The 13305-nt window shown below is 41.9% G+C and carries 11 protein-coding genes and 3 tRNA genes; 4 read left to right on the forward strand and 10 right to left on the reverse strand.

Annotated elements, in window-relative coordinates; all coding sequences use genetic code 11:
* Window positions 1–62: 62 nt before the first annotated feature.
* Window positions 63–800: an SDR family NAD(P)-dependent oxidoreductase gene (locus tag ACHEVO_RS02560; protein WP_394123788.1), complete on the reverse strand. Its 738-nt coding sequence runs from the start codon at window positions 798–800 to the stop codon at window positions 63–65.
* Window positions 801–1360: 560 nt separating this feature from the next.
* On the opposite strand from ACHEVO_RS02560, the gene ACHEVO_RS02565 reads away from it, so the two are divergent.
* Both ACHEVO_RS02565 and ACHEVO_RS02570 read left to right on the forward strand, forming a co-directional pair.
* A complete protein-coding gene (locus ACHEVO_RS02565) occupies window positions 1361–2563 on the forward strand; it encodes a pyridoxal phosphate-dependent aminotransferase (RefSeq protein WP_394123789.1) in 1203 nt (400 codons plus the stop codon).
* 256 nt (window positions 2564–2819) lie between these two features.
* Window positions 2820–2895, forward strand: a tRNA-Asn gene (locus tag ACHEVO_RS02570).
* 503 nt (window positions 2896–3398) lie between these two features.
* Here ACHEVO_RS02570 and ACHEVO_RS02575 read toward each other — a convergent pair.
* From ACHEVO_RS02575 to ACHEVO_RS02595, 5 genes are all read right to left on the reverse strand, one after another.
* Window positions 3399–4706, reverse strand: coding sequence for an arsenic transporter (locus tag ACHEVO_RS02575; RefSeq protein ID WP_379544780.1), 1308 nt, complete (start codon window positions 4704–4706; stop codon window positions 3399–3401).
* 84 nt (window positions 4707–4790) lie between these two features.
* A complete protein-coding gene (arsH, locus tag ACHEVO_RS02580) occupies window positions 4791–5564 on the reverse strand; it encodes an arsenical resistance protein ArsH (RefSeq protein WP_379544782.1) in 774 nt (257 codons plus the stop codon).
* Window positions 5551–5958, reverse strand: coding sequence for an arsenate reductase (glutaredoxin) (gene arsC, locus ACHEVO_RS02585; protein ID WP_101206398.1), 408 nt, complete (start codon window positions 5956–5958; stop codon window positions 5551–5553). The genes arsH and arsC overlap by 14 nt, the downstream gene beginning before the upstream one ends.
* Window positions 5959–6014: 56 nt before the next feature.
* On the reverse strand, window positions 6015–6365 hold the full coding sequence (locus tag ACHEVO_RS02590) for an ArsR/SmtB family transcription factor (RefSeq protein ID WP_379544783.1): 351 nt from the start codon (window positions 6363–6365) through the stop codon (window positions 6015–6017).
* A 232-nt stretch (window positions 6366–6597) separates the two neighbouring features.
* On the reverse strand, window positions 6598–6861 hold the full coding sequence (locus ACHEVO_RS02595; protein WP_191113930.1) for a YrhK family protein: 264 nt from the start codon (window positions 6859–6861) through the stop codon (window positions 6598–6600).
* Between the two features lie 1147 nt (window positions 6862–8008).
* Between ACHEVO_RS02595 and ACHEVO_RS02600 the strand changes: the two genes are divergently transcribed.
* Window positions 8009–9358, forward strand: coding sequence for an MBL fold metallo-hydrolase (locus ACHEVO_RS02600; protein WP_394123790.1), 1350 nt, complete (start codon window positions 8009–8011; stop codon window positions 9356–9358).
* A 354-nt stretch (window positions 9359–9712) separates the two neighbouring features.
* On the opposite strand, the gene ACHEVO_RS02605 is transcribed toward ACHEVO_RS02600, so the two are convergent.
* The 4 genes from ACHEVO_RS02605 to msrB form a co-directional block, all read right to left on the reverse strand.
* Window positions 9713–9789 (reverse strand) — tRNA-Asp (locus ACHEVO_RS02605).
* A gap of 37 nt (window positions 9790–9826) precedes the next feature.
* Window positions 9827–9902 (reverse strand) — tRNA-Val (locus ACHEVO_RS02610).
* Window positions 9903–10126: 224 nt separating this feature from the next.
* Window positions 10127–10612, reverse strand: coding sequence for a glutathione peroxidase (locus tag ACHEVO_RS02615; protein ID WP_394123791.1), 486 nt, complete (start codon window positions 10610–10612; stop codon window positions 10127–10129).
* Window positions 10613–10749: 137 nt separating this feature from the next.
* Window positions 10750–11175 (reverse strand): peptide-methionine (R)-S-oxide reductase MsrB, encoded by a 426-nt coding sequence (gene msrB, locus ACHEVO_RS02620; RefSeq protein WP_057760931.1) that lies wholly within the window; start codon window positions 11173–11175, stop codon window positions 10750–10752.
* Between the two features lie 444 nt (window positions 11176–11619).
* On the opposite strand from msrB, the gene ACHEVO_RS02625 reads away from it, so the two are divergent.
* Complete coding sequence (locus ACHEVO_RS02625; RefSeq protein WP_394123792.1) at window positions 11620–13272, forward strand: aminotransferase class I/II-fold pyridoxal phosphate-dependent enzyme; 1653 nt, start codon at window positions 11620–11622, stop codon at window positions 13270–13272.
* Window positions 13273–13305 lie beyond the last annotated feature (33 nt).

Genomic DNA, 13305 nt, shown 5'->3' on the forward strand with positions numbered 1-13305 from the left:
AAAAGCATTCCCTTCTGTATTTTTCTGTCGATATGATGGCTAAGAGTTCTATCAATGGTAGATTACTTTTTATTAAGTTTTTCGCTAACTTGCTGCCAGACCAAATCAGGCAACGTACCTAATGCTTTCAAAGGCATGGTTAGTTTTTTCGGAAATTCGATCACATCATGCCCACTTTCGATACCATCGCGTATGGCTTGACTGGCCTGCGCTGGCGTCTGGATAAATGGCATCGGAAAGTCATTCTGTTTGGTCATCGGTGTCTCAACAAAACCAGGTACAACTAAGCTAACTGACACATCATGCGGAGCAAGGCTAATCTGTAGAGTCTTCATTAGATAATGGATAGCAGCTTTTGAGCTACCATAGGCTTCAGCGCGCGCAAAAGGCACATAAGCAGACGCTGAACCGATACCGACCAAGCGACCTTTTGAAGCGATTAGCTTTGGCAGCACTCCTTCGATCGCATGGGACAACGTACCCATATTGACCGACATGACTTTCATAAAGACACTGCTATCAAAGTTCGGCATATCTAAGTACTCGCACATACCAGCGCCACAAATTGCTAGATCGACATTGTCGATTTTTTCAAAAGCTTCGATGACCTTTTCTCGATCCATGAGGTCTAAATCAATCGTTTCTGCGCCTAACGCCTGAAGTTCAGCCAATGCTTCGTCGTCACGGCCAACTGCATATACATGATGATCTGCTAGTAGATAGTCTTTTGCCAACTGCTTACCAATGCCCGACGTCGCCCCAGTAATGAGAATGTGTAATTTTTCAGTAGAATCTGTCATCGTAAATATCCTTTTTGAGTATTCTTATCTTTTTAAGTATTTTCATAATATGGAATTAATGGGCTTAAACTGATTACCTAATAAAACCTTAGACCTTTGATAGCAACTAGCTATTATTATTCTTCGCAGATATCATTGGTCGTATTTCATTAAGCTATAAGCCATTTTATTTAACAAATCTAAATAATTATAGTGGTTGGCTACAGGCTTATTGTTGTGTCTTCGCAATCATATGGGCTTAAGCTTAATCTCAGCGTGTTATTTGTCATCTTCACAAGGATGCTGCTATCACAAGCAACGACACAATATTCTGTTACTAGCGTCATAAGACAGCTCTATATCAGCATGCTACAATGCAAAAACTAATGCAAAAACTAGAAATCGCGTCGTTTGCCGAAGCATCATCACCATTATCTATAATCGAATGACCGCCGTATTACAGTAAGATGATGCTATCTTTTCTTAAACTATCTGACATCTTGTCCTGATAGCAATGAAAACGTTATATAATTAATATCAGATTTTCACCAACCCCACCCTCATATAAAAAAGGATCTCTCATGAGCGAGTTGCAACTGTCTGACCGCGTCAACAACATCCAACCATCACCTACGCTAGCGATTACCAATAAAGCCAAAGAGCTAAAAGCTGCTGGTAAAGATATTATCGGTTTGGGCGCTGGTGAACCTGATTTTGATACCCCTGAACACATCAAAAAAGCAGCGATCGATGCAATCAATGATGGCTTTACGAAATATACGGCTGTCGATGGTACGCCAGAGCTAAAAACAGCCATCATCGAGAAGTTTAAGCGCGACAACGACATCAGCTATGAGCCAAACGAAATCCTAGTATCGGTCGGTGGTAAGCAGTCATTCTTTAACCTTGCCCAAGCGTTTATCAATCCTGGCGATGAAGTCATCATCCCAGCACCATACTGGGTCAGCTACCCTGACATGGTTATCATCGCAGAAGGCGTGCCAGTCATCGTCAAATGTCCAGCTGAGCAAGACTTCAAAATCACCCCTGAGCAGTTAGAAGAAGCCATCACTGACAAGACTAAATTGTTGGTATTAAACAGCCCATCTAACCCAACAGGTATGATTTACACATTAGATGAGCTAAAGGCCATCGCTGAAGTATTGAGAAAGCATCCACAAGTCTATGTAGCTTCAGACGATATGTACGAACACATCCGCTGGACAGGTGATAAGTTCTACAATATCTTAAACGCGGCACCTGAGCTAAAAGATCGTGCTATCATCTTGAACGGTGTGTCTAAAGCGTATGCGATGACAGGCTGGCGTATCGGCTATGCGGGTGGCCCTGCTAAGCTAATCGGCGCGATGAAAAAGGTACAGTCACAATCTACCTCATGCCCAACGTCAATCAGCCAAGTGGCTGCCGAAGTTGCTATCAGTGGTGATCAGAGCGTACTAGAGCCGATGGTAGCCGCCTTTGAGAAACGCTGTGACCTAGTCGTAGATGGTTTAAATGCTATTAAAGGCATTACTTGCTTGCGTCCTGATGGCGCATTCTATGTATACCCAAATATCGTACCGCTCATCAAAGCGGCTGGCCTGTCATCATGTACTGAATTCTCAGCATGGTTATTGGACAAAGTTGGCGTGGCAGTCGTACCTGGCGATGCGTTCGGTCTCGGCGGTTATATGCGTATCTCATACGCTACTGATGAAGCAACATTGAAAGACGCCCTATCACGTATCGAAAAAGCAGTGGCTGATTTAGACGTTGTTGAATAAATCGTAAATAGCAACGAGTCTTACCCCTGTTTATAAAAAAGACGCCCTATACACTCTATAGGGCGTCTTTTTTTGCGAAAGTCTTGGGCATAACTAGGAAAAACACGCTATCTCATCATTAAAATGACAATTTTTACTAATTATGCAAAAAAAGGCTTGACGTATTTTTTAACTTTGCTAGAATACGCCCCACTTAGCAAGAACTCGTTAGAGACTTCTAAGGCTCGTTGTAAGCGATTAAACACTTACAGCCTATTCTCCAATAGCTCAGTTGGTAGAGCAACGGACTGTTAATCCGTGTGTCCCTGGTTCGAGCCCAGGTTGGAGAGCCACATTTTAGTAGTAAATTTCTTGAGTCAACCTTGATTCAATTATGGCATTTGCCAAAACCCTCATCAATTTGATGAGGGTTTTTTTATGCGTATCATTTAGGGTCTGTTGAACACTCAAATGTGGTACTGGCAGTGACTATTCTTTAGACAATACGCAGTGAAATTTTTGACGCCTAGTCGTTCTAGGTTAGACAATTTAGCCATGTATTGGCAAAAAATAGCCCTGCCCTGAAAGGCTGATGCTAAAATCACCTCAAACGTTGTTGCAAGCCTAGTTAAGGTCTCGACATTATCGTCGGTTTACGCCTAATTTGATGCGATTTTAGCGATCAGCAGTCCTAATATTTGAATGTTCAACAGACCCTAATATTGGTTATCTATTTTGCCATTTTGATAAGCGCTAATCACTACTTTATCTCATACTTGTTTATGACCATGATACTTAAAAGTAAGCAACATGGTCACGATAGAATATTACTGTAGCAAGTTCTCTATTGGCTAGCTTAGCTTGGCAACATTGGCAACCAGAATACCAATGCTAACAATGTCACTAACAACACAGGTGGCGTGATCAGTAGACCAATCTTTATGTACTGTCCCCAGCTGATTTTGTAGTCCTTTTCTGCCAACACATGTAACCATAGCAAAGTAGCCAGACTACCAATCGGCGTAAACTTAGGGCCCAAATCATTACCGATGACATTGGCATAAATCATTAGCTCTCGTGTTGCTGCAGGCACTTGTGCTTGATCAATCGCAAGCGCGCCGACTAGGGTCGCTGGCATATTATTCATAACAGACGCGACTATAGCAGACAAGAACCCAGTTCCAACGGTAGCAATGACTGCGCCTTGTTGACCCAACCAGTTGAGTACTTGCGCCCCATAGGCAGTAAGTCCTGCATTACCTAAACCATATACCACCAAATACATACCGATTGAAAATAGTACGATTTGCCAAGGTGCTTTACGTACTACATCACTTATCGAGACCACGGCATCACGCCCGCCTTGCCATATACGACCAGCGATTGCCATTAGTGCAACAGCAGCGATGCCCGTGACCAGTGAAATAGGCAGCCCCAACGGCTCTGTTGCAAAGTAGGCGACCAGTAGCAAACCTAATAGTGGAAAAGCAGCTCGAAAGACCAATGGATCGGTAATAGCAGACTCTGGAGCGCTTAGCTCACTAGTCGAGTAGGTTTTTGGAATATGGCGTGCATAGACAACCCACAATACCAGTAGCGTCGCTAATACAGACACTATATTGACCGGTACCATCACCGCTGCATAACGACCAAAGCCTATGTCAAAATAATTGGCACTGACGATATTGACTAAATTTGAGGTGACCAATGGCAGACTTGCCGTATCAGCGATAAAACCAGTCGCTATAATAAATGCCAGAGCTGATGGTGGCGAAAATTTCAGACGTAGCAAGATAGCGATGACGATCGGAGTCAGTAGTAGCGCAGCACCATCATTGGCAAAAAATGCAGAAATAAAGGCGCCAAGCACGACAATCATCGGAAACAACAAGCGCCCTTGTCCATTGCCAAGGCGTGCCACGTGTAATGCGGCCCAGCCAAAGAACCCTGCCCTATCTAAGATAAGGGAGATGATAATCAGCGCCACAAAAGTAAAGGTCGCATCCCAGACAATATCCCAGACGATACCCACATCTGATAGCCGCACGACGCCAAGCGCTAACGCGACTAAGGCACCACCCATGGCGCTCCAGCCGATACCCAATCCTTTAGGTTGCCAGATAACTAAGACTAAAGTAACCACAAAAATAGCAAATGCAAGCATTGTACAACCTTACTTAAGCTGACTTTATTCAGCCGATTTAATATAGGGAATTAGGTCGATTAGGAAATTAGATCGATTAGGAGGCTAGATCGATTTTTGATTGACGCGGCTCGATAGTTCTTCAGCACTCTCAACGCGTTCTGAATAACGATCAGTGAGATAATCTGAACGTCCGCGTGTGAGCCAAGTAAACTTCACTAGCTCTTCACAAACATCGACAAGGCGCAGATATAATGGAGACATATCCATGCGATTGTCGTCGTTGAACTCTAAGAACGCTTTGGGTATCGAAGATTGATTAGGGATAGTAATCATCCGCATCCAGCGCCCGAGAATACGCATCTGATTAACCGTATTAAAGCTCTGACTACCACCACTGACTTGCATCAGTGCTAGGGTTTTACCTTGAGTTGGACGTACGCCACCTAAGGACAGCGGTATCCAGTCGATTTGCGCTTTCATAATACTGGTAATACTACCGTGACGCTCTGGACTCACCCACAGCATGCCTTCTGACCACTGCGCCAGCTCCCGCAATTCTTGCACTTTGGGATGGTCTGAGTCTACATCGTCAGGCAACGGCAAGCCGGATGGATCAAACATTTTTACTTCACAACCATACCAACGTAGCAATCGGCTAGACTCTTCAGCGGCCAATCTAGAAAACGAGCGTGCACGGACAGAACCGTATAGCACTAATATTTTCGGTGGATGACGTGAGTCATTCGGTGCAACCAAAGACTCAATGTCGATAGGTTGAAGATTATCTATATCAATATTGGGCAAATCTTCTAAGCTAAATTTTGGCGAAACAGTAGATTCGGCTTCTAATACTTGGTCAACCTCAGTGTTTGTCATGAGTAATAACCTCGCCGTCTTCTTTTGTGAAGCTACTTACTGGATTGGCTAGCAATTCAAACACACGCTCTGAAGGACGACATAGAGCAGCGCCTTTATCAGTCACTACGATAGGACGGTTGATTAAAATAGGATGCGCAATCATGGCATCGATAATTTGATCGTCAGACAACTCAGGATTATCCAGACCAAGCTCATCATTAATAGCTTCTTTGCTTCTTAATAGCTCTCTAGGCGAAATCTGCATCTGTGCCAACAGCTCCACTAAGCGGTCGCGCGTTGGTGTATTTTTCAGATATTCCACCACTTCTGGCTCTTCACCTGATGCTTTAATAATGGCAAGCGTGTTACGAGATGTACCGCATTTAGGATTATGAAAGATTAATGGCTTCATAGTTTTTACACCTATTTTATGTATTTATTGAAATGATAATTGGTTTACTCATTACCTTACTCAGCAGACTCATTTACGCTGCAGCCACTCAGGCTATCCATAAGTGACGCACACAATTCTGGATGTCCCGCACAGCAATCTTGCAACAGGAACTGAATGACGTTATCCATATGTGATAGCGAAGCACGATAGATAATCTGTCGGCTATGACGCTGTGAGACCACCCATCCTGCTCGCGCCAGCACCGATAAGTGGGCTGACATTGTGTTATGAGGGACAGAGAGCTGACGGGCTATTTCGCCCGCAGGTAGGCCTTCAGGCTCATGGCTGACTAGCAGCTTAAAAGCCTTTAAACGAGTATCTTGAGAGAGCGCAGCAAAGCTTGCGATAGCATTAGTTATTTCCATATGTCCAATAATACAGACATATTAAAATAATTCAATATTTTTTGAATGAGGTTATCATTCCTTAGAGACATCAGGCATTACTCATCAAGGTACGATGAGTCAAACCAACGTAACTTCCGTAATTCACCTTAAGTATTAGAAACTATCAGTTTCGGAAGTAAGACTGGACAGGGATAGTATTAAATAATTTGATGCTATAGCTTGATATAATATTACCTGCCCCGGCAACTTATTATTTTTTTGCGCGTTTAAATACCCTACCAACATGAATCAAGCTGATTAGTTTAATCAATGGTTTGATGAGTAGTTGTGCGCTGCCAAGGATAAATAGCCATGTGCCGTCCGTCGTTAACGACTCTTTCAAAAAGAAAAAGCTACCAATCAAAAACCAAACAGCGATAAGTAAATCATTCACTGCGCCCAAAGCATCATATCGTCGCTGTATGGCAATATGCTCTTGCCCAATATCAACATCTAACGCTTTGCGGTCGCTCAAAATTTATCCTTTGCTTGCATGTACTTGAGTCATAGATATATCAATTGGCCAGTACCCCTGTCAACAAGCTACTGTAGAAAATCTATCAATTAAGACGTCTGTCCTCAGCCCCACTACCTACCATTTAATAACTTTATTTCACCTATAGAATTTTTAGTCCTGAAAAAAGCATACATGAGACGCTAAATATCAATCCTAAATAATATCTAAGATCTTGATTAAAAGGCATTATCATCGATATTTTAGGAAATGATTTAACAACGTAAACTTTACTTTCATTCAGACACTTTAACAGTCTCGCATTAGCACTTTCATAGCTAAGCTTCATCACAGAATTCGTAGCATTAAGTAAATTACTACTATAGTTCTCTTCTGATACCTCATATTCGTAGACTATATTTATAGAGTGCCAATGTCCTAAGCAAAACTCTCTACCAACAGGAGATATGTTATATGAAACGGTCTTGAAGTTGATTTTCTCTCCAAATAAATAGACAAATGCATCTACTAAAAAAGTACCCACTATAATAATAGTGATAAGCGAAGAAAATAAGAACATGGTATATAGAAGAAATATTTCGTACATAAGCTGAATCGCTATAATTTTTTTATAATCATTCTTACAAGAAAAGGAAATATTATAAGAATATAAGTAATTTAGAACCATTTTTGTAAACAACAAAGCAGAACCTACAATGCCAAATACAAAGAACCGTATTAGAGCAGTTATAGCCTTCAGAATACTAGAATAGTGAACTTAAATGAATAGTGACTTACTTATAGTTGTCACGTTGGATTAATATATACCCTATGGCTTCAATATAAATGACATCATATGATAATGATTACTTTTCACAAGTCTCGTATTTCCACATAAACTCCTTCTGTACCTATTGCACTTACTCAAACTCACAATCGTAATTCCAAAAGATCATTATATTTATATTCTTTTATTTCATCCATCTATCCAAAAGAGCACTGTTTATTGGACGAATACCTATATAAATATAAAGTCAATATATGTTATTGTATATTGATAGCTATTAAAGAATTTCCCCGAATAATAATTCGATCAGACAAATCAACGTGGCTAGTAATATGCTACTGGCAAAAAGCTCATTTGACATAACTATAATAAGGACAAGACATGCTATTAGAAAAAATCAAAACACCCGGACTTTCGCACCTGTCCTACTTGGTAGGCTCTGGCGGTCAAGCAGCGGTAGTTGACCCACGTCGTGATTGTGCGATATATGTAGAAAAAGCGCGCGCAGCAGGACTTGAGATTACTCATATTTTTGAGACACATCGTAATGAGGATTTGGTTTCTGGGGCACCTATCTTGGCCGCAATGACAGGGGCAACCGTTTTACATGGCCCTAATCCAGAACAACCTGTTGTCTACGCTGAGACCGCACGTAATGGTGATTGTTTTCCAATTGGCCAATTAGAAATCCGTGTCTTAGAAACGCCTGGTCATACCGATGATCACCTAGCTTATGCGCTGTTTGACACGGCATACCCAGATAAGGCTGTTGGCGTTTTTACTGGGGATGCGCTCTTTGTAGGTGATGTCGGTCGTACTGACTTCTATCCTGAGCGTCGTAGAGAAGTTGCAGGTTTACTTTATGACTCATTACAAGACATTTTAGCGCTCGGTGATCAGGCGATTATTTATCCAGCTCATGGTGCAGGCTCCGTCTGTGGATCAGGCATGGCGGAGCGAGAGTTCTCTACCGTCGGTCATGAAAGAATGAACAATCCACGTTTACAGATTACCGATCGTGAGACGTTTATTGATTTCAAGACTAGCGAAAACCATTATCAACCACCCTACTTCAGATTGATGGAGCGCCTTAATATGGAAGGTGGTGAAGCGCCTCCAGTCGTTATGCGTCCGCGTAACCTTTCACTTAAACAGCTAAATGATTGCAATGCTGATCATCTCATCGATATTCGTGAACCCATGGCATATGCGTCAGGACACCTGCCCGGTTCTATGAGCTTACCTGTCAACATGCTGCCTGCGTTTGCTGGATGGTTTATCGAAGAAGGACAAAGCTTGGCACTGATTGCCTCTGATGAAAAGCAACTTGCGACTGCGATGGAGCATCTGGTACGTATTGCTTTTGATAATATTGTCGGTGGGTATGTGGGTGTCGTCCCTACCGCTGCCAAAGGGGAACAGATGCAGCAAACCCCTATGGTCGATACAACCGAGGTAGAGAGTCGTCTTAATAATGCTCAGAACTGGACATTGCTCGATGTACGCGATATCGATGAGAGGAATATCAATGCAATCGAAGGGTCACAGCATATTTATGTTGGTCACCTGAATGAGCGTTGGCATGAGCTTGACCAAAGTCGTCACTATACATTGATGTGTGCTAGTGGTGCTCGGGCAACAATAGCAGCAGGATGGCTTGCTAGTCGAGGTTTTGAGAACGTTGATATATATCTAGGGTCAATGGGTGCATGCCAAGCAACGCATGAGTAAGTCTCTACCCGTAGCTAAAATCTACAACTATCTACAACGCGTCATAGATTCTGGATAATACGTTTTAAGCAAAGTCATTTAAAATGCTATACCTAAGATAAATACGATGACCCTTCTTTTATTCAATATAAGCCTGATATAAAAGAAGGGTTTACCTTTTAGCGGACTTCTAAGTGATATGACTTAAATACATATAAATCATAGTTCTAGATTTTAACTCTTACTGTACTTCCTTACTTGACTGATAACTCATAAAACATAGATACATAAAAAACAGACACAAAAAAACCCCAAACAACCTAATGCTTGAGGCGAAACTTGCTTAAACTTAACAGTTTAAATTCGTTTTAAATATGGCGCAGCGGACGGGACTCGAACCCGCGACCCCCGGCGTGACAGGCCGGTATTCTAACCAACTGAACTACCGCTGCTTAGGTCTCTTAGCTTGTTTAGCCACTTGCTAAGAAGTGGTGGGTGATGACGGATTCGAACCGCCGACATTCTGCGTGTAAGGCAGACGCTCTACCAACTGAGCTAATCACCCTTCGAACAATTGCTAGGCAATTTATTCAACATCAACTGAGCTCTTAAGTTTGTCACTAAGCTCCGTTGCTGTGGGTGTGTATTATATAGATTTACTGTTGGGTGTCAAACGGTATTTACCACTTTTTTAGATATTTTTTCAATTTTTATTAGAATATCTAGCAAGCATTTGTTTTTATTGATTTTATATTTTCATACAAAACCAATATTTTTTAGGTTTAATGCTTACTTATTGGCTAATGCTTGCTCTATGTCGTTTTTGATGGCTTCTGGCTTAGTCGTTGGTGCATAGCGGTCAATCACCTGACCTTTACTATCGACTAGGAACTTGGTGAAATTCCACTTGATACCGTCTGTCAGCACGCCACCCTTTTGTTCTTTGAGCCATTCATAGATAGGATGAGCATCTGCGCCATTGACGTCAGTTTTCGCCATCATCGGAAAGCTGACACCATAGTTCTTTTGGCAAAACACACCAATCTCGTCATTGCTACCTGGGTCTTGGCTACCAAATTGATTACAAGGAAAACCGATAACCACCAGTCCTTGGTCTTTATACTGTTGATATAGCGACTCTAAACCTTCGAACTGCGGCGTAAATCCACATTTGCTTGCGGTATTGACGATTAATAATACTTTATCTTGGTAATCTAAAAATGCTTGCGAGCTACCATCCATGCGCTCAGCCGTAAAATCATAAATTGTACTCATCATTTATCCTTAAATTGAGGTTTTTATTGTTTTGGGTGTTTGTGCAGTGTTTCTGTTTCTATCATACACATAATAAAACTATTGAAAAGGAAGCACCGTGTACTTCCCTTTCACGTTTCTAATACTACTTAGCCTACTTACTTCTCAGACTTATCTAAATCGATAGATACTGAGTTGATGCAATAGCGCATGCCTGTTGTCTCAGTAGGACCATCAGGGAATACATGACCTAAATGTGCGCCGCAGTTGCTACAAGTGACTTCAGTACGAGTCATGCCTAGCGAGTTATCAACGTGCTCTTCAATCGCGCTGTTATCGATACCTTGATCAAAACTTGGCCAGCCACAGCTCGCATCAAATTTATTACTTGAGTCAAATAAGCTTGCACCGCAGCCTTTACAACGGTAAACGCCATCATCAGTCGCATCATTATATACACCTGTAAATGGACGCTCAGTGCCCTTCTCACGCATAATATGATACTCATCAGCGGTTAAACGCTCTTTCCAGTCAGCTTCAGTCAACTGGCTGATTTCTTCTTTGCTTAGTTGATTGTCTTGCATAATTTATCCTTATTCGAGTATTTATTATCTAATCTCGGTAACTATTTTATCGCCATATGATTATGAAAACGACGTGCTCTATCTGTTGGTTATCGACGCACTATTCAAGGCATATATAAGAAAAGTACTCTCTATATTGGGAGATAGAAAGCATGATTGAAGCGATTGATTGAGTTAAATATAGCAAATTACTTTTAGATAATGATGGGTAAAGATGTAATTTTGATAATTATACACTTTATGCTCTATATAAGAGATTTAGAGCTATATAAATATAAGCTAAATGTTAATTGCAAGATATACTTGCAAACACCAATAGAACTGATTGTAAAATCATTTGCAAATTAGCTATCAATGCAATAATATCTTGCATTAGTGTTTAACTAAAATGTTTAATGTATCTCTACACTGAATAATTACTGATTAATAAAGGCTCAAACGACAATGTCTGACGACAATAGCAAAAGTATGCAAGCGGAACGACTGGTACAGTTGCGCCGTGACAAAGGATTTACTGCTGAGCAGCTAGCACAAGCCATGACAGCCGCTGGTGCAAAAGTGAGTCGTGGCGCTATCTCAAACTGGGAGCGCGGTACCAATGGCATTGTCTCATCCAAGCTGCCTACACTTGCACGTATTTTGGGCTGTAGTGAAGGCTACCTATTGCGCGGCGACCTCAATAACGAGGCTATTGATACAGACGAGCCAACATCATCTGTAAAGCGCAATGAACATCAAGAAATAGGCAAGGCTTCACATACCCAGTCAGATATTAAGACAACTGAGGCTCAATCGCCGACAACTCCTACTGCTGGTAAAGACTCAAAAACCAATTCGACAACCAACCCGAAAAACGGTCATGCTATGAACACCATAAAAAAATCTGATAAATTACAAAACGTTTGCTATGACATTCGTGGTCCTCTATTGCAGACTGCTAATAAGATGGAAGCAGAAGGCAAACGCATATTAAAACTAAACGTGGGCAATCCCGCGCCTTTTGGCTTAGAAGCCCCGCATGAGATTTTGCGCGATGTCGCTATGAACTTATCTGAGGCGACTGGCTATTCAGACTCGCAAGGGATTTTCTCAGCACGTAAAGCCATTTTGCAGTATTACCAATCAAAGGGATTGCTGTCGGCCGTTGACGTACGTGATGTGTATTTGGGCAATGGGGTTTCTGAGCTTATCGTCATGACCATGCAGGCATTGATGAACGATGGTGATGAAGTCCTAATTCCAATGCCAGACTACCCGCTTTGGACAGCAGCGGCCAACCTCGCTGGTGGTACTGCTGTGCACTATCGCTGCAATGAAGAAGATAACTGGCACCCTGATATTGAAGATATTAAGTCTAAAATCACGAGCAAAACTAAAGGTATCGTGGTTATTAACCCAAATAACCCGACAGGCTCACTTTATAGTGATGAGCTATTAAAGCAAATCATCGAAGTTGCTAAAGAGCATGATTTGATCATCATGGCCGATGAGATTTACGATCGTATTCTCTATGATGACAATGTACATACCCCGATGAGCACCCTAACTGACGACGTGCTGGTACTTTCTTACAATGGCTTGTCAAAGTCACATCGTATTGCAGGATTTCGCTCAGGTTGGATGATGGTATCGGGCCGCAAACAGCACGCAGCTGATTTTATTGAAGGCTTAGATATGCTCGCATCTATGCGTCTTTGCTCTAACGTACAAGGACAGTACGCCATTCAAACAGCGATGGGTGGGCATCAGAGCATGCAAGACCTGACTTCTGAAAAGGGTCGCCTATATAAGCAACGTGAAATGGCAGTCTCACGTCTTAATGCTATCAAAGGTATTTCTTGTACCATGCCTCAAGGCGCGTTTTACTGTTTCCCAAAAATGGATCCAGAGGTTTACCCTATCACCGATGATATGGACTTTATGATGGACTTGCTCGTTGAAGAAAACGTATTGATGGTTCAAGGTACTGGGTTTAACTGGGACAGACCCGACCATTTCCGTCTGGTGTTCTTACCTAACTTGCTTGACCTAGAGAATGCGATGGATAGATTAGACAGGTTTTTTGCCAAAAAACGTAAGCAGTTTGGTACTGAGTAAATCGTCATATATCATTAAAAAAACGCTTATCGG

The sequence above is a fragment of the Psychrobacter nivimaris genome (assembly GCF_043419765.1).
Classification (GTDB): domain Bacteria; phylum Pseudomonadota; class Gammaproteobacteria; order Pseudomonadales; family Moraxellaceae; genus Psychrobacter.

Coding starts and splice junctions, on each gene's coding strand:
- ACHEVO_RS02565 (WP_394123789.1), top strand. CDS start 1,361: ATGAGCGAGTTGCAACTGTCTGACCGCGTCAACAACATCCAACCATCA.
- ACHEVO_RS02575 (WP_379544780.1), bottom strand. CDS start 4,706: ATGCTTGCATTTGCTATTTTTGTGGTTACTTTAGTCTTAGTTATCTGG.
- ACHEVO_RS02560 (WP_394123788.1), bottom strand. CDS start 800: ATGACAGATTCTACTGAAAAATTACACATTCTCATTACTGGGGCGACG.
- msrB (WP_057760931.1), bottom strand. CDS start 11,175: ATGCAAGACAATCAACTAAGCAAAGAAGAAATCAGCCAGTTGACTGAA.
- ACHEVO_RS02590 (WP_379544783.1), bottom strand. CDS start 6,365: ATGGAAATAACTAATGCTATCGCAAGCTTTGCTGCGCTCTCTCAAGAT.
- arsH (WP_379544782.1), bottom strand. CDS start 5,564: ATGACAAACACTGAGGTTGACCAAGTATTAGAAGCCGAATCTACTGTT.
- ACHEVO_RS02615 (WP_394123791.1), bottom strand. CDS start 10,612: ATGAGTACAATTTATGATTTTACGGCTGAGCGCATGGATGGTAGCTCG.
- arsC (WP_101206398.1), bottom strand. CDS start 5,958: ATGAAGCCATTAATCTTTCATAATCCTAAATGCGGTACATCTCGTAAC.
- ACHEVO_RS02625 (WP_394123792.1), top strand. CDS start 11,620: ATGTCTGACGACAATAGCAAAAGTATGCAAGCGGAACGACTGGTACAG.
- ACHEVO_RS02600 (WP_394123790.1), top strand. CDS start 8,009: ATGCTATTAGAAAAAATCAAAACACCCGGACTTTCGCACCTGTCCTAC.